The sequence below is a fragment of the Synechococcus sp. SYN20 genome (assembly GCF_014279555.1).
Taxonomy (GTDB): Bacteria; Cyanobacteriota; Cyanobacteriia; order PCC-6307; family Cyanobiaceae; genus Synechococcus_C.
On record NZ_CP047959.1, the window covers coordinates 1579301 to 1598320 of the forward strand.

Sequence of the window (19020 nt, forward strand, 5' to 3'; positions counted from 1 at the left end):
CCTACAGCAGGATGGGGTCAGCTGTTATTTGCCCGTGCGGGCTCTTGCCACTTGGAGCGGTGCGATCGCGGGAGTGCTCCTGATCCTTGTTGGAAGTTTGATCCCGGCCGCCGTCCTGGTGCCGGGTGCAGAACTTCCCCCCCGATTGCTGAGTTTGCCCAGCACCTGGCAAGTGCCGGCTCTGTTGTTATGCGCTCTTGTCTGCGGCCCACGATCAGGCGTGATAGCAGCGGTTGCATACATCACCGTGGGGCTGGTTGATCTTCCCGTCTTTCATGACGGTGGAGGTCTTGGCTATGTCCTCACTCCCGCCTTTGGTTATCTCGCAGGCTTTGTGCCGGCTGCCTGGCTCACCGGACGGCTTGCGCATCAAGAAGGAATGAACGACTTAGCGCGTCTCACGTTGGCGGGTCTTGCCGGAGTGGTCACGATTCAGCTATGCGGAATTCTTAATTTGCTTCTCGGTGCAGGTGTGAATCGTTGGAGTGAATCACTCCCTGATCTGTTATTCAGTTACAGCTTGGGTCCCTTGCTGGCCCAACTGGCTCTTTGCGTCGCAATCGCCTTGATTGCACTTCCGATTCGTCGTCTGCTCTGGATCGAATGATCAGCCGCAGCAACCGAGTGATCCGGCGTCGCACAGTTGTCTTCATCAGCCTATTGATCCTGCTGCTGGATCAAGCGTCCAAATTTTGGGCTCGATCCCATCTTCTTCCAAATCTGTCGCAACCGTTCCTGCCGGGGTTACTGCAGTTGCGGCTCGTACGCAACACCGGCGCCGCCTTCAGCATGCTGAGTGATTCCACCGCCTTACTCGGACTGCTCAGCCTGCTCGTTTCGCTGGGTTTGCTGGTCTGGATCTGGCGATCCAAGCGACTCGATCTCTGGTTAGGTCTGGCCCTGGCCTGCCTACTGGGAGGAACGCTTGGCAATGGCATCGACCGCTGGCAATTGGGATATGTCACCGACTTCATCGAGCTGGTGCCCTTCCGTTTTCCCATCTTCAATGGCGCGGACATCGCCATCAATCTCGCTGTCCTCTGCTTCGCCATCGACGCTCTCTCCCAACGCCATGGACAAGCGAAATCCTGACGGCCCGTCCTCAGCCCAACTGATCATTCATCAGAGCGATCAGGCGGATCGGACCATTCCATTGCATGGCGATGGCTATCGGATTGGACGCGATGGTCCTCTGGAAGTGAGCATCGATCATCCAGCCGTCAGCCGCCAACACGCTTTGCTGCATCGCCAGGGGCGGCAATGGATCCTTCAAGATTTGGACTCCACGAATGGCTTGTGGTGGAAAGGCCGCCGGGTGTCGCAGCTGGAACTGCGCGATGGAGACGTTGTTCAGTTTGCGCCGGCTTTAGACGAAAAGGCTCCCTTCCTACAGTTCAACGATGCAGCCGGCCGCCGACGCCATCGAATTGAGCGCTGGTTGGGCCTGCTCTTGTTCGGATGCCTGGGTGGAGGAGGAGCGCTGCTATTGCTGTCCAATCTCACCATGCCGATCCGCGGGCAACTGGCGCGCGTGCGCGGTCCGGTGGCCATTTACGACGGCAATAACCAACCGCTGACCTCTGTTGACTCCAGTCGTCATCGCGAGCTCAAATCGGTCAATGGGTTCTCCCCCTTGCTGGTTGATGCTCTGCTCAGCAGTGAAGACAACCGTTTCTGGTGGCATCCAGGGGTCGATCCGGTTGGCACGCTGAGAGCTTTCAGCACCAATTTGATCGGCGGCAAGGTGCTGGAGGGAGGCAGCAGTCTCACGCAGCAATTAGCTCGCAGCCTCTATCCCAATTACGTAGGAGATGGAGACACCCTGGAGAGGAAATGGAAAGAGCTGCTTGTGTCCTTGCAGTTGGAAAGTCGTTTCAGCAAAAGCCAATTGCTGCTGAGCTATCTCAATCGCGTGTACTTAGGCGTTGGCTGGGGATTTGAAGATGCCTCACGCGTGTTTTTTGATCAATCCGCAGCAGATCTAAACGTGCAGCAGGCTGCACTTCTTGTGGGTTTATTGCCATCACCCAATGGGCACGATCCCTGTCAGTTTCCCCAGCGCGCTTTAAAAGCGCGTAATCGGGTGATCAACAAAATGGCCGATGGCGGTCGACTCTCCCTGGAGCAAGCGCGACTGGCCCGTCGTCAACCGATTCAGCTTGCAAAAGAGGCCTGCAGTCGGGAGCAGGTCAGTCGCTCAGCACCCTTCTACACCGATCAAGTGCGCCGAGACCTCACAGCGCTCGTAGGTCCTGACGTGGCGGATGAAGGAAATTTCTTGATCGAAACGCACTTAGACCCTGTTCTGCAATCTGTGCTGGAACGCCAATTGAGCGGTTTGTTGGCCAACAATTCCAGGCTTGGCGTTCAGGAGGGGGCCGCTGTTGTGCTCGACAGCCGCACGGGCGGAGTTCTCGCCATCGCCGGAGGTCGTGACTACAACGCGAGCCAGTTCAACCGTGCCTCAATGGCGTTACGGCAACCAGGAAGCACCTTCAAACTCATCACTTACTTGGCGGCCCTGGAACAAGGCCTGAAACCCAACGACACCTTGGATTGCAGCCCCCTTCGCTGGGGAGGACAGCGCTTCGACAGCACCTGTTCGGGCCAACTGACCTTGGCCAGTGCCTTCGCCTCAAGCCACAACACCGCAGCGCTGCGCTTGGCCCAACGCGTGGGCCTGGAGCAAGTGGTGAGTCTGGCAAAACGCCTGGGAATCACCACTCCCTTAGATCCTGTACCGGGGCTCGCTCTTGGACAGAGTGAAGTTCGCTTAATTGAGCTCACCAGTGCCTATGCCGCTGTGGCCAATGGCGGCATCTGGCAAGCGCCCACCACCATTCGTCGTTTGCTTGATGCTGAAACCTGCCGCTTGGATCGACCGAGTGGCTGCGGCAGCCTCAATGGAGATGGCGAAGCTGGACAGCGCCAAACGTCTCGTCGTGTGCTGAAGGCACAGACCACTCAGCAGATGCAGGGCTTGATGCGAGCGGTCATTCGCAGCGGCACAGGGCGTGCCGCCTCGCTCGGTGGTCGAGAAGGGGGAAAAACAGGAACCACAAATGATGGGCGGGACCTGCTGTTCATTGGCTACGAGCCGAGTCGCCATTGGGTGCTGGGAATCTGGCTGGGCAACGATGACAACAGTCCTTCCGCTAGTTCCAGCGTCTTAGCAGCCTCTCTCTGGAGTCGCATCATGCGTGCCGCAGGACAGGGCGGTGTGGTGGGCCGATGAAGGGATCCAACCGCCTGATCTTGTTTGGCGCCGCTGGGCTAATCGTCCTCTTGGTGCTTGGCCTAGTGCTCCAGGCGATTCGCAATCTGCTCTGGGATCTCAGCTACATCCTTCCGCCCTGGCTTGTAGGACCCGTGCTGCTGATCGGCACCATTTTGTTGATTGCCTTCGTGGTGCAGGTTGGCTGGCCCGTGTGGAAGGGATGGAAAAGCCGTCGCGGAGCGACAAAAGCCGGCACTACAGCCCCTTTGCCGCCTGGGTCGCGTCGTCAAGCGGCTGAACAGAGCCTGGAAAGCATTGATCGCCTCCTGGAGCGTCTCCAAGACGATGTAGCCCGGCAGGCTTTGCATCTGGAGCGCGAGCGCGTGGCGCGTGAGTTAGCACGCGGCGATTTAGTGGTGGTGGTGTTTGGCACGGGCTCTAGCGGCAAAACCTCCCTGATTCGTGCCCTGCTCCAAGACATTGTTGGGAAGGTTGGAGCACCGATGGGCTCCACAACCGGCAGCCAGACCTATCGGCTTCGTCTCAACAAGCTGGAACGCGGACTTCAATTGGTGGACACACCTGGAATCCTTGAAAGCGGACTGGATGGAAGAGATCGGGAACAAGAAGCCCGTGAACGCGCTAGCCGGGCCGACTTAATGCTGGTGGTGGTGGATGGTGATCTTCGCTCTGCCGAATGGGATGTGGTGCGCAGCCTTGCGGGGTTAGGCAAGCGCTTGATGTTGGTCTTGAACAAATGCGATTTACGGGGAGAGGAGGAGGAGAAGCGTCTTCTGGCCTTGCTGCGGGGACGTTGCCAAGGCCTGCTGGCTGCTGAGGACGTCATCCCAACCAGTGCCTCTCCCCAATCGTTGCCAAGACCTGGCCAGAAACCCTGGCAACCTCCAGCAGAAGTGGCAGTGCTACTTCAACGCATGGCCGTGGTGCTCCATGCCGACGGCGAAGAGCTCTTGGCCGACAACATTCTTCTGCAATGCAGAACGCTGGGCGACAAGGGGCGTTCACTCCTCAACCAACAGCGACAGAGCGAAGCAAGACGGATCGTGGACCGTTACAGCTGGATTAGTGCAGGCGTCGTGGCTGCGACACCACTACCCGGCATCGACTTGCTTGGTACTGCTGCCGTCAATGCCCAGATGGTGATGGAGGTGGCGAAGGTCTACAACGTGCAGCTCACTCGCGCCAAAGCGCAGGAGTTGGCCGTATCCGTGGGAAGAACCCTGGCAGGTCTGGGGGTCGTTAAAGGTGGTGTCGCCTTGATTGGCACCGCACTGAGCGTGAATCTGCCCACCCTTTTACTGGGAAAAGCCGTTCAAGGTGTTGCTGCTGCATGGTTAACGCGGATCGCAGGAGCCAGTTTCATCACTTACTTCCAGCAAGATCAAGATTGGGGGGATGGTGGCGTGCAAGACGTTGTGCAACAGCACTACGACCTCAACCGTCGCGATAGCGCCCTCCAACGATTCCTCGATACCGCTCTCAGACAGGTGGTGGAACCACTGCGGCAAAAGGCAAAGAAGCGCTTACCACCCCAACCAGGGCCTCGGGCGGAGGGGGACGCATCGGGCCGCGGGCATCGAGAACGGTAATCAGAGCCAAATAGGCCACACCAATCAGCACAGACACAATGCCTGTGATGATCGCTACCCAGCGGCCACGTTGCTGCTTTGGGGCAGCCATCAGGGCAAAGCCTCCACGGATTGATTCAGAGCTGATGCCAGTTGGTCCAGCAAACCATGATCGGTATGCGGGTTGCCAAGAACAGCCTTCAGGAAATGATGTCCTTGATGGAGCGGTCTCGACACCATGATGCCCTGGCTGAGCAAGAGCCGGCGTGTCTCGATCGACCAGCGTTCATGCTGCTGCGCCTGTCCGCGTTGGGGCCTAACGGCGAGCACATGCAAAGGGCCGGAGAGAATCATCAGCCTGTTCGGATCCAGTTGTTGCTGGAGATACTCACGTCGAGCGATCGCGGCCGTCAACACCTGCTCAATCCCTGATTCACCGAGTTGTCGCAAGCCAAGCCAGAGCTTGAGCACTTCCGCCGGACGACTGCCCTGCAGACCCAATTCACCACCGTGATCGTGCTCGAGGGCAGGCTCCATGTAGGGAAGGCCTGTGGAGAACGCAGCGGCCAGCACGGCGGCCTTACGAACCAGCAGAAGGGATGAGGTCTTTGTGATGCCAAGAACTTTCTGGGGATTCACGGTGATCGAATCAGCGCGCGCAATCCCATGGAGCAGATGGGTGGTGGTGGCACTCAGAGCAAAAACCGCACCGATCGCCCCATCCACATGCAGCCATAGGCCCAGGCGAGCGCAGAAATCAGCCATCGCAGAAACGGGGTCGATGGCGCCTCGCACCGTGGTGCCTGCTGTCGCCACCACTGCGATACAAGGGCGTCCTTCTCTTGAAAGCGTTGCGACTTCAGCCTCTAGTTGCTGCAGATCGATGAGCCCTTGCTCGTCCACCGGGATGGCACGAACTCCGTCGCTTTGAAGCCCCATCACGCGCGCTGCCTTATGCCATGACACATGGGCATCAGCACTGACCACCACCACGGCCTCTGGGTTGTGATCCAAGCCCGCATGATGGCGAGCGGACACCAAGGCGATCAGATTGCTCAGCGTGCCACCACTAGCCGCAACACCTGAGGCCCCTGCAGGAAAGCCAAGGCGTTCGGCAAACCAGGCGCAAAGCTGCCGTTCGAGATGACTCAAACTGGGAGACAGCTCCTCGGCCAGAAGGTTGTTGTTCAGCCCCGCGCAGATCAAATCCGCGGCGATAGACGCACTCAGTGGCGGCGGATCGAGATGGGCAAGAGCCCCGGGATGGGAAGGCTGAAACGACCCATCCATCACCTGCTGGAGGTCATCCAGCAGTTGCTCCATATCGCGACCATGGGCTTGCGGGGCAGCATCAGGAAGCACCCGAAGTGCTGGCAGTGGACCCCGCTCACCCGCCGAACCGATCCAGCTGCATAAGCGCTCGGAAGCATCCTCCAAAAACTGAAGGAGTAGAGGGTCAAGCGCATCGGGTGAAGCAAACGCCGACAGAGCTACCGGTTCAGGATTGCTGGAAGGTCCAACCAAGAAGACAAGATGGGGAGTGATCATTCTCCCCTTTGGTGGAACATCAAAGTGGTGGCACATCAAACGATGCGCTCAGCCAAGAGCCTGACGATGCAGTCTCCAATCGAACTGTCTTCCACGCAGATGCAAGCCTGGATGGAGCGCTTGATTGAGCGCGCGCGCCGTTTCGGGGAGCGTGGAGAGGTTCCCGTTAGCGCCATTGTTTTGGATCACCGAGGCCGATGCATCGGCCATGGCATCAACCAAAGGGAGCTGAACAATGATCCGCTTGGGCATGCTGAATTGATGGCGATTCAACAGGCCTGCCGTCTGCGTGGTGACTGGCGTCTTAATGACTGCACCCTGTTGGTGACCTTGGAACCCTGTCCCATGTGCGCCGGTGCCTTGGTTCAAGCGAGAGTCGGACAAGTGATCTTTGCCGCAACTGACCCCAAGCGAGGCGCTATGGGAAGCACGGTCAACTTGGCCACTCATGTCAGCGCACATCACCGAATGACAGTGATCGGTGGTGTGCAGGCTGAGGAAGCGAAAGAGATGCTATCGAGCTGGTTTAAGCAGCGACGGCGACGTTCTGACGGAACTGGGGAAGCTCCGTTTCAAACAGATTCAACAACCTGCTGACGTTCTCAGGGTTTGAGTTGTAACCCATCAGGCCGATTCGCCAGATTTTTCCAGCAAGAACACCAAGACCACCACCCACTTCAATGCCGTGGTTATTGAGCAGGTGCTGGGTGAAAGCCTTTCCATCCACATCTTCTGGGATACGAACGGTAGTGAGGGTGGGCAAACGAAGCTCCTCGGGCACATGCATTTCAATGCCCATCGCTTCCAGACCGGACCAAAGCGCTTCAGCGTTAGTGCGGTGACGCGCCCAAGCCATATCCAAGCCTTCGTCCGCCAACAACCTGAGCGCTTCGCGCATGCCGAAATTCATGTTGACCGGTGCTGTGTGGTGATACACACGGTCACTTCCCCAGTACTGATTGAGAAGGGAAACGTCGAGATACCAATTAGGAACTTTGTCTTGACGCGCAGCAAGCTTGGCTTCAGCGCGGGGACCCATCGTGAATGGGCCAAGACCTGGAGGGCAGCTCAAGCCCTTCTGACTACAGCTGTAAGCCAGATCCACCTTCCATTCATCGAGATAGAGAGGAACACCACCAAGGGAGGTCACGGTGTCGAGCAGGAGCAAACAATCGTGCTTCCGGCAGAGATCTCCGATTCCCTCCATCGGTTGGCAAACGCCGGTAGACGTCTCGGCATGCACCATCGCCAAGATCGTGGGCTTGTGCTCAATCAAAGCGGCTTCAAGCTCTTCCTTCGTAAAGGCTTCACCCCAGGGCTTTTCGATCACTTTCACGTTGGCGCGGTAACGACCGGCCATGTCCACAAGACGATTCCCGAAATAGCCCTTCACAGCAACAAGAACGGTGTCGCCGGGTTCAACCGTGTTGGCAAGGGTTGCTTCCATGGCCGCACTGCCCGTGCCGCTCATCGGCAAAGTCAGGCGGTTGTCTGTCTGCCAGGCGTAGCGAAGTAACTCCTGCACTTCGCCCATCAGCTCCACATACAGCGGATCGAGGTGGCCAATCGGAGTTCGAGACAAAGCCTTAAGCACCGTTGGATCAGCGTTCGAAGGTCCTGGACCGAGCAGCAAACGATCGGGAGTGCTGATTGGGGCAATGACCCTGCGATGGGACGAATCAACCAACCGGGGGGAGTGCGTCGTCGCCAAAGCCAGGATCACCAATTAATGGCCAGCAGCCTACGCATAGACAGGTCACAAAAGGGGGCAAAACGGTTGCTTTGCAACGCCTCTTGAAACGAGACCAATCGCTGAGCGATTAGCGCTGACTGATGTCGTTTGCAGAAAGACCAGAGGCCAGATGATCGAAGGGCTTGCGAAGCATCAAGCAGTCGCTGGGACTTGATCCTTCAGCCACCATGCGTTCGCAGAGGACATCTGCCAAAAGAATCATGCTGCGAACCGTGGGTCCGGTCGGAACACCAAGGCTCTTGTAAGTGTCGTCCAAGCCGTTAAGAACCCGTTCATTCAGGATCGTGCTGTCATCGGCAATTAGGGCATAGCTCGCGTAACGCAGGAAATAATCCATGTCACGCAAGCAAGCTGAAAGCCTGCGGGTGGTGTAGGCGTTACCACCGGGCAATAAAAGCTCAGGATCTCCAACAAACAATCTTTGACTGGCTTCTCGTACGAGCTCAGTCGCTTCGCGATTAATCAGTTCAACGGCCTTGAGTCGCAGCTCGGCTTGACCGAAATAACCCTCAATCCGATCGATGGCCGATCGATCGAAATAGCGACCCAACTGGTCATAACGGCCGATCAACCCGGTGATGGCATCACGCATGATGAGGTCGCTAGGGATCACTAGCTGAAAGCTAACACTGCAAAGGCGGTCAGAACGCTCTCATCACCTGGGATTCAAGGAATTTGACAGAAACGGTTACCAAGCGTTAACCGATCACTCACCGACAGGGGCGCACTCTTAAAAAAGTGCGAAAGGATACAAAAACGAGCCGGTTCGATGCCTACCTTCTAAGAATATTTTCTAGGCTGTCGTCCAAACCATGGCTAAAACTGCTCAGGACGTGCTTCGTCAGATCAAGGACGAAGGAATCGAGCTGATCGACCTCAAATTTTCCGATCTGCATGGCAAGTGGCAACACCTAACGGTGTGTTCCGACATGCTTGGCGAAGATGAGTTTCGGGAAGGCTTGGCCTTTGACGGCTCTTCGATTCGCGGATGGAAGGCGATCAACGAGTCGGATATGTCCATGGTTCCAGACCCTTCCACGGCCTGGATTGATCCGTTTTATCGGCATAAAACTCTGAGCATGATCTGCTCGATTCAAGATCCACGTACTCATCAACCATTTGACCGTTGCCCGCGGGCTTTAGCTCAGAAAGCATTGGCTTATCTCGCTAATACAGGTCTTGCAGACAAGGCATTTTTCGGCCCCGAGCCCGAATTCTTTCTGTTCGATGATGTTCGCTACAACTCAAGCGAAGGCGGATGTTTCTACAGCGTTGACACCATCGAGGCTGGCTGGAACTCCGGAAGGATAGAAGAAGGTGGAAACCTCGCTTATAAAATCCAAACTAAGGAGGGTTATTTTCCTGTTGCACCAAACGACACAGCTCAGGATATCCGCTCTGAGATGTTGTTAATGATGGCTCAATTGGGGATTAAAACTGAGAAGCACCACCATGAAGTGGCTGGCGCCGGTCAACACGAATTGGGAATGGTGTACGAGGAGCTTATTCAAGCTGCCGATAACGTGATGACCTACAAATACGTTGTTCGCAACGTGGCCAAAAAGTACGGCAAATCGGCAACGTTCATGCCCAAACCTGTCTTTAACGACAATGGCACTGGCATGCACGTGCACCAAAGCCTTTGGAAAGGTGAGCTCCCCTTATTTTTCGGCGAAGGAACCTACGCAGATCTGTCCCAGACAGCCCGTTGGTATATCGGGGGCATTTTGAAGCATGCCCCAAGCTTCCTGGCCTTCACCAACCCCACCACCAATAGCTACAAGCGACTGGTTCCCGGCTTCGAAGCACCTGTGAATTTGGTGTACTCGGAAGGCAACCGATCTGCTGCAGTTCGGATCCCCCTCACTGGCCCCAATCCAAAAGCCAAGCGCTTGGAATTCCGCTCTGGTGATGCTTTAGCGAATCCCTATCTGGCCTTTGCGGCCATGATGATGGCGGGGATCGATGGCATTAAGAACCAGATTGATCCTGGTGATGGCTTCGATGGTGACCTCTTCGAACTCCCAGCCGAACAGCTGAAGAACATTGCCACCGTTCCTGCATCACTGAACGGAGCCTTGGAAGCTTTGAACGCTGATCACCACTACCTCATGGAAGGTGGGGTGTTCAGCAAAGACTTCATCGACAACTGGATCAATCTCAAATACGAAGAGGTTCAGCAGTTGCGTCAGCGGCCCCATCCCCACGAGTTCACCATGTACTACGACGCCTGATCGAAACGGCTTAGTAGCGCACAGGATCGAGAACAACCACCTAAAGCTCTCTACTCAATGATCCCCATGATGGGGATCATTTTTTCATGAGTAGGGCGACATCAATGCCAATCACAAAACATTCCAATAAACATCACGAATGCTTAGATCGAACCCCATCTCCATCTCACCTTAGGGAGTGAAATCAGCAGTGATTTGGCCTTGCATCAAACGGCACCTGTTTTGACGGTGACGATCAACTTGGCTTAACTCAATCGCTCTCGTACCAGCCGTCCTCAATGGCTCTTTGCCATTGATCAATAGCTGCGATCGCCAGCTTTTTAGCGGACTCCAAACCTGGCCAAAACATAAGTATCAGCAAAGACCGAGCGGTAGTGGATTCATAAATCTCAAGTGCTTCATTTCGACGGCTTTCAGGGTCAAAAATCACTTGCAAGTTGATCTCCTGGTTAACAGTAATGTCAAGACGAGACAAACGCTTGGTAATCGTTTCATCTAAATGTCCAAAATGACTGCAGTCAGTACTCTCAGAAATGCTCCAACTGCCATTAGGACAAGAGCGCGATTCACCCTCTTTCCAATCGATCTTTTCGCCGCCGGCAGACATCAGGGCATGGAGCACGTTGTCAACTGTTTCGATGGTCATCAGCTCGCCTCCCATAAATTACGTCAAAGTTCAAAATTAAAGCGATAGCCCAATTAGGCAAGCACCCGAACGATATACAACAAGTCTCGAATTCTCTGAACGTGTCAACTGGTGTGCAGAAACAAGATAGTTCTCAATGTGTCCATAGCATCTAGCGGAGTGATGGGTTGGTCTCGCCGGCAGCAAATGGGCAGTAGTCATACGTTTAAGCGCGACATATGGTGCTAAAACTTGATAAGATGCTGCATCAATCATCTTTTGAGGAATGATCAGCAAACACCAAAACAAGACCTAAGCAACAGGAGTTGAGACAAGAAATTCAATCATTACAGCATAAATGACACAAAAAATTTACCAGCCCTGAAAAAGAGCAAATTAGGTGAAGCTTCATAGCATAGAAACTTCATAACATATGATAGTCAAGAAATTTTTGAGCATTCGCGGTTATCATCACTTTCAATCTAAGCGAAAACCCGGCATCATTCGATTGCAATGCGATATAAGTTGAAACCAGAACAAAAAGCGTCGAAGCACTTTCTTTTTGAGCAAGAATTATTTCTAATAATTAGAAGGGATTAGTGCTATAATTATTGACTTTTTTGAAAAATTAAATTCACTGGTGAGTGATAATACTCATTGCTAAAAAATGACAATTGACAAGAATAAGGTTGATCATTGGAATCGTATTTTGTCAATAGGATATGAGTTGAAGGTCACTCCAGGCAGAGGAGATGGTGTTTTTTCTACCAAATCCTTCTCAATTGGAGACATCGTGATGGTTGGAGTTATCGAAAAAACTCTTACCGCAAACCACTCTCATGCTTCACAAGTATCAGCATCACTGCATGTTCAGCATGCAGGCTTAATCAGCAAGGTTAATCACTCATGCAATCCATCATGTGGCATTTCAGTCAATGCATCTGGTGCTCATGATTTTATTGCCTTTAGAGATATTGAGCAGGGTGAAGAAATTACTTTTGACTATGCAATGCGAAATTATTCAATTGATTATTTTCCCGATCCCTGTTTGTGTGGAGAAGTAACTTGCAGAGTGCATGTCAATGGCTGGAAGGGATTATCCATTGAAAAAAGAGATGAGTACGAGGGCTTTGTCGCTCCCTACCTTTTGCAGATGAGCGATAAAATTTCTTTGGCTACTTAAAAGCGCCAAGAATCAGTCCTTGTAACGCTGGCTATAAGTCATTGCTCGGGCGCAAATTAAATGCTTTTTGAGCAACTTTTTGATCACTAAGAGGTTCATGCCATTAATGGCAAAGAACCTCCTCATTTTTCATCCATGTCTGTAATATTGGAATAACCAGATCTAGATCAAATCGTCTTGATAGCATTTTGTTGAGCGTTATCGATTGCAAGACAGCAACGTGCAAGAGCGGTTGAGATCATAAAGATTGAGCGCTGTCGCAGGCATCTAATGCCTCCTCCTGACATCAGCGAATAGGCAGCATCATTCCTCTCACACATCCAACAAGGTGCTTGACTTTTTACAGAGCAGATGACAGACAAAAAGAAAACAGTCACCTACGGAATGGACGTTTTCAACCCTGTACTCTCACAGAAACTTGCTGACTTGACCCAGAAGTTTGGGCTTGGACGTTGCCATGAGCGTGCCCCTGCAGCACTCGAAGCAGCGCCTGCCTGGATGAAACGTTATCTAAGAGTGGTAACAGGGGAGTTGTACTCGGATGTTGGTCTAGAACCAACAGGCCACGGATCACACAGTTGGTTGTTGTGGGTTGAGATGGATGCTGATGGCACCACCACGAAGATCGAGATTGTTGACCCTAGCTTGATAGAGTTTTTCATGCAGAATGACAGTGTGGTGACAGGAATCCATTACGTCATCACAGAAGATCAACGCTAGAAACAAACAGACTGCCGACATTCCCCCATTGAGGGGATGTGGAAAACGGGGTATTGCATCGATACTAAGCAAGCACAAGAAGAATCACCCACAAACCAGCAGCCAATGAAACGCCTGGACTCAATCTCTTTTGCTTCAGTTGTGATGATCTCATCATCCTGTCTGATCCCTTCAGCAGCAGAAACACCGTGGAGAGGCGTTAATGAACAGAAATGGGCCGAATGGATCCAATCCGATATCAGTAACCAAGCTTCAGCAGAGACAATTTGCACAAATTCCACTAATTTTGCGACAACCTCGAAAGATGCGACTTTCAAAGTTTGGGCTAATTCAATAGCTCAAACGTATTGTAATGAAGACAATGATGAAAATGACGTCGTTGAGGGCGTTGAAAAAGCAAAAGCAGCTGCTCCAATCGCCAACAAGGAAGAGCAATGCAGACTCGACAGCTCCGAGATCTACAAAATCAGCCTTGGGGAGAAGGTTCACAAATATGACAAGGGATGCTGGTCCTCATTCAATTAAATACCAAAGAAGTCATTCATAATAAATTGCCGGCATCTCTTTGAAGAATGTTTAATCAGTAAACAAAAACAACATAAATCTATAATCTGAGAGTCTTAATCCGATTAGGAAAGCCCGCTTCTTCTTATCTTGTTAGCGTAAATCACCACATTGACACTGATGACGATTCCATTTGGCGAGTACCAACCATCGAATCAGCTGTTCACCCCTCGTTTACGGCTATGGCTTGACGAGCGCTTAAGACACCTTGTGAGTCAACAGAGAATTCAAGATGCAAGGGCCTTGCGTGGTGAGTTTTCGATCGAAGAGCTCTTCACACGCTGACATTTCATCTCAATATCTCAATCTTTATTTTGTTGAAAGAGAGAATGCATCTATACACCTGCTTCCAGGAAAATCAGGAAGAAAGCAAGCAAGGTGTTCGGCTGGCCTCCTCAGGCTTGTATGGGTTATCCACTACGACCATCAATCACTAAAGATTCAAGCCCTTATTTTGCACAATTTTCAAGGCAAACTTCAGAGGTGAGGAGAGCTCCTTCACGGAGTGGAAACAAGGCAACACGAACAATAACGATCCATAAACTCTGCTTTTGGCAGGATTTTTATGGTTCAGCGATCCATATTCTTCAGTCAATATACAAATCATATGCCTACTCCAAATCATCAACTTGATCTTGCTCTAATAAAGATAAAAAATGGCAAGTTCAAGATGCCTGAGACAACGTCAATGTCAATGCTGATTCGGGCGTAGTCACTCAACCGAGATCAATGCTGGCTCTGCTTTTGATTCCTTGGACTCAGCCATGGCGCAGGTGAGCCATCGCACTCTCATGCAGATGCCTTTCATGAGCATGGCGGTTCGCCCAAACGCGCTGTTGAGCAAGTGCGCTCTTGGAATCAAGAAGATCTGGATGTCCCTCAAGCTGGACGTGACTGGATTGACTCAGCCTTTGCTCATGGGCGTGATGATCAGCCCAGGCAAGAAATTCAGCAGCAGACTTCTTGCGACGCTCCAGCACATTGCCGCTGTAGCCAACCTGCAGGGAACGAAGAACGGCTTTCATGGTGCAAGGCCTCGTTTCGACGCGATTATTCTGTAGCGGTTGATACGAAATTTGCATCTGCTTCACATTTCTTTCCTGAAAGACCTGCTTTGCATCCCCGGTTGCATGGGCTCATCGATTGAAATAGGCGCATTGATAGGACCACAGCCCAATGGCGCCGAGCCTGACTGAAATTGCTTACCGCACCATCCAGCAGGGCCGGAGCCTGGCAGGACTGGCTCATAAGGAGTTGAGCACCAAAGCCATGGAGCTGTTGGCACCCGATGTTGTGCCAAGCACAGAGCCTGTTCCCGACGCGTTGTTGAACGAGCTCCGGCGCTCATTAAGCGCTCTTCAGGACATTGATTGGCAGGAGTCTGAACAAGGGCTCTATCCCAAATCCCTGCTATTTGATATTCCTTGGCTGGAGTGGGCCGAACGTTACCCACGCGTGTGGCTTGACCTTCCCTCGAATTGGGCCAGGCGAAGGTCTCGAAACGTCCAAGACATCCCTGAAACGCACGATAAGGAGCTGTATCCCGACTACTACTTACAAAATTTCCATCATCAAACCGATGGTTATCTCAGCGATCACTCCGCTGAGCTCTACGACCTACAAGTCGACATCTTGTTCAACGGCTCCGCAGACTCGATGCGCCGGAGGCTGATCGCTCCCTTGAAACGCGGCTTGAAGCGCTTTAGTGATCGCCCTGAATCCAGCCTTCGCATCCTTGACGTCGCGACAGGAACAGGTCGGACGCTCCACCAGATCCGAGCTGCTCTTCCGAAAGCCTCACTGTTTGGGCTTGATCTCTCTGAATCCTATTTGCGTCAAGCCAATCGATGGCTGAACAAAGGAAGCGAAAGCCTTGTGCAACTGCTGCAAGGCAATGGCGAATCCATGCCTTTTGGTGATGAAAGCATGCAGGCCGTGACCTGCGTGTTCCTGATGCATGAGCTTCCAGCTGAAGCCCGCCAGGCTGTTCTTAATGATGCCTATCGATTGCTAGAGCCCGGTGGAGTTCTTGTTCTTGCCGATTCGATTCAACTCAAAGATTCACCGCAGTACAGCGTGGCGATGGATAACTTCCGCCGGATCTTTCATGAGCCCTTCTACCGAGATTTTATTTCAGATGACATCGAATCACGCCTCAGTCATGCTGGCTTCACAGGGATTTCAGCTGAATCTCATTTCATGGTGAGGGTTTGGACGGCCAACAAGCCTTGAAGTGATTCCCTGACATACCTGCGGTGATGTCGACTAGCGCCCCATATGGTGCAGGAACCCTTGCCGAGGGCTTTGATGATCAACCCTTTCCATGTCCGCTGGCTTCAAGGCTGGACATTCCAGTTGGTCTTAATGGAAGGAAAAGTGCAGGTGGAGGCGCATGGTTTTGGAATCTGTATCCGTACAGCTCTCTTGCATGGCGAAACACCTCAGGATGCTGCCGATCGACTCGTTCTCCAGGAAGACACGCGGCGCCACGCACTGCATCAATCTTGGTTAAAAGGTCAAGCCGTTCCAGCTCATTCCTGTGAATCCCCTGATTCCCCTGAAACGACGACTACCGTGCCTGATTCGCTTGTGATTGTGCATCACAAGTCTCTCATTTGTTGATTCAAGGCTATGTGCTTGTTGTCGCTTCACGTAGATAGTTTCACCAACACAAATCCAATCAAAATTCCGGGACCGCCCCAACGCAGCGAACGCCAAAAAATTGGGGCTGATTTCGGTTTAAAAATCCAATTAAATTCATTCTGACCTTCAACGAGTTGTTGAAGAAGCTTCCGACGTTGTAATCGTCTTCTAGAGCGAACATCGTTGCCCTCCCAACCTCTTGGCTGAACATGTATCAATGTGGCCAGGGCGTGTATTGGACGCAACTGTTTGCGACGGGAGCCTGATGCCATGAGAGCGTTCACGATGCACGTCACAACATCTGACGTGAACCATCAGGATAAAGGCACCCGATCGTCCAAAGACAATGTCAACGGCTGAATCGCGCTGGCCAGAAGCTGCACCTGAACTCGCTAAAGACCTTCATCAATGCTTGAGTCTTGGCGACCGTGACTGGCATCGTTTGAAGACCGATGCCGACCGTCGGAGCGCTGAACTGATGGCTGCTGCTCTGTCGCAACTCATCCAGGGTGGAGAGCGTCACGATGTTGAGGAACTCACAGAGCAAGCACTCCGCTGGATCAGACGGGAACTGAAAGATCCTGGGTGTCCGCACCGTTGAGGGACGCCACTCGAGAGTCGGGCCTGCGGCTTGCCAACTGGACACGATTCCCGCGGCGACTCCAACGCACATCATCAAAACACTGATAAATCAAAAACAGCCCACGGCCTTGATTCGCTTCGATGCACTCAGGAAGATCGCCGAAACGGGCATCGGAGGGAATCCCCTCACCCTCATCCTGGATCTGCCAAATCATCCATTGAGGGGTGAGAATCCGGCGCACACGTAAACACTTTTGGGGATCGCCAGAGTTCCCATGACGAACAGCGTTAACAAGCGCTTCCTGAAGACCGAGCTGAAGTCGACCCGTTGTCTCAACACAATCCACAGGGTCGAGAAGCAACTCCAACAATGGAGAGAGTTGGAGCGTTGAAGGAAGAATGAAATCAGCCCAGCGCGTTCGTGGGAACGAGGGGGTGAGGTTGAAACCGAACGACCCTGAAGTCGATCCAAGCCGTGATGACATCAGGACCGAAGCACTCTGTTTTGACCATACCCCTTGATCTGATCTATGCCACAGGGCAGTAACTCATTGACGAGCAACCAGGGACGGATGGTTGAGCAATGCATCGATCAGTCGAATGCCTCGAAGCTGGTTGACCAGGGGCATATGGCCCTCTGGAGCCTTCAAGGACCAATCAAAAGCCTTCGGATAACGCGTCCAGACTCCTTCCTTCTTCCAGCCAATCCGAGGCCAAAGCTTGTCGTAACGACCATTGAGAGTGGCCAGCAAACGGGCCTGCACTGTGAAACCAAATCGACCTTGGGAGTAAGCGATCCAGAGACGATCCAGCGTGACGAGATCCAGACCTCTTATGGATAACACTTCGCTGAAGTAGACATAGCCTCGCCGTACAGCCTGCTCACCAGCAAGCTGGCGAAGGAAGACACTCGTAAGGCGATCAGCCTCTTCAAAACGTTCTTCGAGAAGAGCCTGCTGAAGAGGGGAGTAGTCGAGATCGGATTCCGAACCGGTGACAAACCATCCCCCTGAAGCATCGAGGAGAGAGCTGAGGGCCGACGGTTGATGGCGATACAGGGTCTGCAAAATCCAACCCGCACCCCAGTCGTCTCCTTCTCGGTCGAAGGAGGCCAGCGCAGCCGCACCCATGGCAGCAAACTGATCAGCCGCTTTCTCGACTGCTGGGATCAAGGAGCGTTTTTGTCGTAACGAGCCACTGGAGAATTTCTCTAGGAGCTGGTCGACGCTGAGATCGGAGGAAGAAGAAAGACCAGAAAGCATGACGAACTACCGGCTCTAACTGGCTCGGCGTTATCCCACTATGTCAGGGATGGGATCCACAAACGTGAGCGGTATCGATCAGTTTCGGACAGCGAGTGGAACGTTGGTTGATGTGCGCACTCCATCGGAATTTGAACAGGGCCATTGGCCAGGCGCGATCAACATCCCGCTGTTTGACGATGAGCAGAGAGCTGTCGTGGGTCGCACCTACAAGCAAAAGGGCCGGAAACAAGCCATAGAGCTGGGTCTGAGCTTTACCGGTCCAGCCCTTGTCGATCTTTCCAAAGCGCTTACAAAGGCAGCAGGAGGACCCGACCAGCCGCTTCGGCTGTACTGCTGGCGTGGAGGAATGCGCTCCAACAGCATGGCCTGGCTTGCAGCTCTCAAAGACCATCCCACCCTTGTGCTCGAAGGCGGATACAAGGTGTATCGCCGCTGGGTGCTCGAGCAATTTGAACGCCGGTGGCCCGTCCAGCTGCTTGGTGGAAGAACGGGCACGGGAAAGACAGATCTCCTGATCGCTTTGCAAGCTTTAAATGTGGCTGTGGTGGATTTGGAGGGTTTAGCTCATCACCGAGGAAGCAGCTTCGGTGGTCTTGGTCAACCCAACCAGCCCAGCAGTGAGCATTACGAAAACAAACTTGCTGAAGCCTTAGATGGCTATCGGAAACGACAAGCCCCACAAATTTGGCTGGAAGCCGAGAGCTCTTCGGTGGGCTGCTGTCGCATCCCAAAAGCACTGTTCGAACAGATGCAACAGGCACCGGTCCTCGAAATTCGACGCACTCTGGAAGAGCGCATCGATCAGCTCGTGGAGGTGTACGGCTGCCAAGACTCCGATCAGCTGCAACAGGCCACAGAACGCATCCAGCGCAGGCTCGGCCCACAAAGAACTCAGGCAGCCCTAGAGGCAATCAAAGATCAGCGCTGGCACGATGCTTGCAGCGCGATGCTCGATTACTACGACCGCTGCTACGACCACGAGCTGAAACAAGCCCGAGAAACGTCCAATCTTGATCTCAGTGGCCGCAATCCACAGGATGCGGCAATCGAACTGCTGAACACCGGGCGCGTTCTACCGATCGATGCCCCTTAAGATC

At 53.2% G+C, this 19020-nt stretch carries 21 protein-coding genes; 14 read left to right on the forward strand and 7 right to left on the reverse strand.

What is annotated here, in order from left to right; all coding sequences use genetic code 11:
- Nucleotides 1-34: 34 nt before the first annotated feature.
- The 4 genes from SynSYN20_RS08200 to SynSYN20_RS08215 are packed head-to-tail and all read left to right on the forward strand — an operon-like array spanning nt 35 to nt 4827.
- A complete protein-coding gene (locus SynSYN20_RS08200) occupies nt 35-607 on the forward strand; it encodes a biotin transporter BioY (RefSeq protein ID WP_186522882.1) in 573 nt (190 codons plus the stop codon).
- Entirely contained in the window at nt 604-1092 is a 489-nt protein-coding gene (lspA, locus tag SynSYN20_RS08205) for a signal peptidase II (RefSeq protein ID WP_186522884.1), read from the forward strand. The genes SynSYN20_RS08200 and lspA overlap by 4 nt, the downstream gene beginning before the upstream one ends.
- The gene (locus SynSYN20_RS08210; RefSeq protein WP_186522893.1) at nt 1073-3235 is read left to right on the forward strand and encodes a transglycosylase domain-containing protein; all 2163 of its coding nucleotides are present in this window, start codon (nt 1073-1075) and stop codon (nt 3233-3235) included. Before lspA ends, SynSYN20_RS08210 begins: the two co-directional genes overlap by 20 nt.
- On the forward strand, nt 3232-4827 hold the full coding sequence (locus tag SynSYN20_RS08215) for a YcjF family protein (RefSeq protein WP_186522894.1): 1596 nt from the start codon (nt 3232-3234) through the stop codon (nt 4825-4827). The genes SynSYN20_RS08210 and SynSYN20_RS08215 overlap by 4 nt, the downstream gene beginning before the upstream one ends.
- A gap of 90 nt (nt 4828-4917) precedes the next feature.
- Here the strand turns inward: SynSYN20_RS08215 and SynSYN20_RS08220 are convergent, their stop codons facing one another.
- Nucleotides 4918-6354 (reverse strand): aminotransferase class V-fold PLP-dependent enzyme, encoded by a 1437-nt coding sequence (locus tag SynSYN20_RS08220; RefSeq protein ID WP_186522896.1) that lies wholly within the window; start codon nt 6352-6354, stop codon nt 4918-4920.
- A 42-nt stretch (nt 6355-6396) separates the two neighbouring features.
- On the opposite strand from SynSYN20_RS08220, the gene SynSYN20_RS08225 reads away from it, so the two are divergent.
- Complete coding sequence (locus SynSYN20_RS08225) at nt 6397-6951, forward strand: nucleoside deaminase (RefSeq protein ID WP_255476212.1); 555 nt, start codon at nt 6397-6399, stop codon at nt 6949-6951.
- On the opposite strand, the gene SynSYN20_RS08230 is transcribed toward SynSYN20_RS08225, so the two are convergent.
- Both SynSYN20_RS08230 and SynSYN20_RS08235 read right to left on the reverse strand, forming a co-directional pair.
- On the reverse strand, nt 6881-8077 hold the full coding sequence (locus tag SynSYN20_RS08230) for an alanine--glyoxylate aminotransferase family protein (RefSeq protein ID WP_370586659.1): 1197 nt from the start codon (nt 8075-8077) through the stop codon (nt 6881-6883). The two genes, SynSYN20_RS08225 and SynSYN20_RS08230, sit on opposite strands and share 71 nt — an antisense overlap.
- A gap of 97 nt (nt 8078-8174) precedes the next feature.
- Complete coding sequence (locus SynSYN20_RS08235; RefSeq protein ID WP_006852826.1) at nt 8175-8699, reverse strand: allophycocyanin subunit beta-18; 525 nt, start codon at nt 8697-8699, stop codon at nt 8175-8177.
- Between the two features lie 220 nt (nt 8700-8919).
- On the opposite strand from SynSYN20_RS08235, the gene glnA reads away from it, so the two are divergent.
- Entirely contained in the window at nt 8920-10341 is a 1422-nt protein-coding gene (glnA, locus tag SynSYN20_RS08240; protein ID WP_186522898.1) for a type I glutamate--ammonia ligase, read from the forward strand.
- Between the two features lie 250 nt (nt 10342-10591).
- Here the strand turns inward: glnA and SynSYN20_RS08245 are convergent, their stop codons facing one another.
- Nucleotides 10592-10987 (reverse strand): hypothetical protein, encoded by a 396-nt coding sequence (locus tag SynSYN20_RS08245; RefSeq protein ID WP_186522900.1) that lies wholly within the window; start codon nt 10985-10987, stop codon nt 10592-10594.
- Nucleotides 10988-11633: 646 nt separating this feature from the next.
- Between SynSYN20_RS08245 and SynSYN20_RS08250 the strand changes: the two genes are divergently transcribed.
- The 4 genes from SynSYN20_RS08250 to SynSYN20_RS08265 all read left to right on the forward strand — a co-directional run bounded on the left by SynSYN20_RS08250 (nt 11634) and on the right by SynSYN20_RS08265 (nt 13718).
- The gene (locus SynSYN20_RS08250) at nt 11634-12149 is read left to right on the forward strand and encodes an SET domain-containing protein-lysine N-methyltransferase (protein WP_255476213.1); all 516 of its coding nucleotides are present in this window, start codon (nt 11634-11636) and stop codon (nt 12147-12149) included.
- A gap of 351 nt (nt 12150-12500) precedes the next feature.
- Entirely contained in the window at nt 12501-12869 is a 369-nt protein-coding gene (locus tag SynSYN20_RS08255) for a hypothetical protein (RefSeq protein WP_186522902.1), read from the forward strand.
- A gap of 36 nt (nt 12870-12905) precedes the next feature.
- Nucleotides 12906-13394 carry a hypothetical protein gene (locus SynSYN20_RS08260; protein WP_186522904.1) on the forward strand — a complete coding sequence of 163 codons (489 nt, stop codon included), beginning with the start codon at nt 12906-12908 and terminating at the stop codon, nt 13392-13394.
- Nucleotides 13395-13553: 159 nt separating this feature from the next.
- Nucleotides 13554-13718: a hypothetical protein gene (locus SynSYN20_RS08265; protein ID WP_186522905.1), complete on the forward strand. Its 165-nt coding sequence runs from the start codon at nt 13554-13556 to the stop codon at nt 13716-13718.
- A 473-nt stretch (nt 13719-14191) separates the two neighbouring features.
- Here the strand turns inward: SynSYN20_RS08265 and SynSYN20_RS08270 are convergent, their stop codons facing one another.
- A complete protein-coding gene (locus SynSYN20_RS08270) occupies nt 14192-14458 on the reverse strand; it encodes a hypothetical protein (protein WP_186522907.1) in 267 nt (88 codons plus the stop codon).
- A 151-nt stretch (nt 14459-14609) separates the two neighbouring features.
- Between SynSYN20_RS08270 and SynSYN20_RS08275 the strand changes: the two genes are divergently transcribed.
- The 3 genes from SynSYN20_RS08275 to SynSYN20_RS08285 all read left to right on the forward strand — a co-directional run bounded on the left by SynSYN20_RS08275 (nt 14610) and on the right by SynSYN20_RS08285 (nt 16677).
- Nucleotides 14610-15665 (forward strand): class I SAM-dependent methyltransferase, encoded by a 1056-nt coding sequence (locus SynSYN20_RS08275; RefSeq protein ID WP_186522909.1) that lies wholly within the window; start codon nt 14610-14612, stop codon nt 15663-15665.
- Between the two features lie 75 nt (nt 15666-15740).
- A complete protein-coding gene (locus SynSYN20_RS08280; RefSeq protein ID WP_186522911.1) occupies nt 15741-16055 on the forward strand; it encodes a copper-binding protein in 315 nt (104 codons plus the stop codon).
- Between the two features lie 367 nt (nt 16056-16422).
- Nucleotides 16423-16677, forward strand: a complete 255-nt coding sequence (locus tag SynSYN20_RS08285) for a DUF6439 family protein (protein WP_186522912.1) — start codon at nt 16423-16425, stop codon at nt 16675-16677.
- Here SynSYN20_RS08285 and SynSYN20_RS08290 read toward each other — a convergent pair.
- Both SynSYN20_RS08290 and SynSYN20_RS08295 read right to left on the reverse strand, forming a co-directional pair.
- Nucleotides 16637-17143, reverse strand: coding sequence for an ATP-binding protein (locus SynSYN20_RS08290; RefSeq protein ID WP_186522914.1), 507 nt, complete (start codon nt 17141-17143; stop codon nt 16637-16639). The two genes, SynSYN20_RS08285 and SynSYN20_RS08290, sit on opposite strands and share 41 nt — an antisense overlap.
- 63 nt (nt 17144-17206) lie before the next feature.
- Nucleotides 17207-17920 carry a GUN4 domain-containing protein gene (locus SynSYN20_RS08295; protein WP_186522916.1) on the reverse strand — a complete coding sequence of 238 codons (714 nt, stop codon included), beginning with the start codon at nt 17918-17920 and terminating at the stop codon, nt 17207-17209.
- 40 nt (nt 17921-17960) lie between these two features.
- On the opposite strand from SynSYN20_RS08295, the gene mnmH reads away from it, so the two are divergent.
- Nucleotides 17961-19016 carry a tRNA 2-selenouridine(34) synthase MnmH gene (gene mnmH, locus SynSYN20_RS08300; protein WP_186522918.1) on the forward strand — a complete coding sequence of 352 codons (1056 nt, stop codon included), beginning with the start codon at nt 17961-17963 and terminating at the stop codon, nt 19014-19016.
- Nucleotides 19017-19020 lie beyond the last annotated feature (4 nt).

What these genes read in the sequence shown, in the direction of transcription:
- SynSYN20_RS08280 (WP_186522911.1), top strand. Translation starts at nt 15,741, where the DNA reads ATGATCAACCCTTTCCATGTCCGCTGGCTTCAAGGCTGGACATTCCAG.
- SynSYN20_RS08270 (WP_186522907.1), bottom strand. Translation starts at nt 14,458, where the DNA reads ATGAAAGCCGTTCTTCGTTCCCTGCAGGTTGGCTACAGCGGCAATGTG.
- SynSYN20_RS08220 (WP_186522896.1), bottom strand. Translation starts at nt 6,354, where the DNA reads ATGATCACTCCCCATCTTGTCTTCTTGGTTGGACCTTCCAGCAATCCT.
- glnA (WP_186522898.1), top strand. Translation starts at nt 8,920, where the DNA reads ATGGCTAAAACTGCTCAGGACGTGCTTCGTCAGATCAAGGACGAAGGA.
- SynSYN20_RS08295 (WP_186522916.1), bottom strand. Translation starts at nt 17,920, where the DNA reads ATGCTTTCTGGTCTTTCTTCTTCCTCCGATCTCAGCGTCGACCAGCTC.
- SynSYN20_RS08250 (WP_255476213.1), top strand. Translation starts at nt 11,634, where the DNA reads ATGACAATTGACAAGAATAAGGTTGATCATTGGAATCGTATTTTGTCA.
- SynSYN20_RS08265 (WP_186522905.1), top strand. Translation starts at nt 13,554, where the DNA reads ATGACGATTCCATTTGGCGAGTACCAACCATCGAATCAGCTGTTCACC.
- SynSYN20_RS08275 (WP_186522909.1), top strand. Translation starts at nt 14,610, where the DNA reads ATGGCGCCGAGCCTGACTGAAATTGCTTACCGCACCATCCAGCAGGGC.
- SynSYN20_RS08245 (WP_186522900.1), bottom strand. Translation starts at nt 10,987, where the DNA reads ATGACCATCGAAACAGTTGACAACGTGCTCCATGCCCTGATGTCTGCC.
- SynSYN20_RS08255 (WP_186522902.1), top strand. Translation starts at nt 12,501, where the DNA reads ATGACAGACAAAAAGAAAACAGTCACCTACGGAATGGACGTTTTCAAC.
- lspA (WP_186522884.1), top strand. Translation starts at nt 604, where the DNA reads ATGATCAGCCGCAGCAACCGAGTGATCCGGCGTCGCACAGTTGTCTTC.
- SynSYN20_RS08260 (WP_186522904.1), top strand. Translation starts at nt 12,906, where the DNA reads ATGTGGAAAACGGGGTATTGCATCGATACTAAGCAAGCACAAGAAGAA.
- SynSYN20_RS08210 (WP_186522893.1), top strand. Translation starts at nt 1,073, where the DNA reads ATGGACAAGCGAAATCCTGACGGCCCGTCCTCAGCCCAACTGATCATT.
- SynSYN20_RS08225 (WP_255476212.1), top strand. Translation starts at nt 6,397, where the DNA reads ATGCGCTCAGCCAAGAGCCTGACGATGCAGTCTCCAATCGAACTGTCT.
- SynSYN20_RS08290 (WP_186522914.1), bottom strand. Translation starts at nt 17,143, where the DNA reads ATGTCATCACGGCTTGGATCGACTTCAGGGTCGTTCGGTTTCAACCTC.
- mnmH (WP_186522918.1), top strand. Translation starts at nt 17,961, where the DNA reads ATGTCAGGGATGGGATCCACAAACGTGAGCGGTATCGATCAGTTTCGG.
- SynSYN20_RS08235 (WP_006852826.1), bottom strand. Translation starts at nt 8,699, where the DNA reads ATGCGTGATGCCATCACCGGGTTGATCGGCCGTTATGACCAGTTGGGT.
- SynSYN20_RS08285 (WP_186522912.1), top strand. Translation starts at nt 16,423, where the DNA reads ATGTCAACGGCTGAATCGCGCTGGCCAGAAGCTGCACCTGAACTCGCT.
- SynSYN20_RS08215 (WP_186522894.1), top strand. Translation starts at nt 3,232, where the DNA reads ATGAAGGGATCCAACCGCCTGATCTTGTTTGGCGCCGCTGGGCTAATC.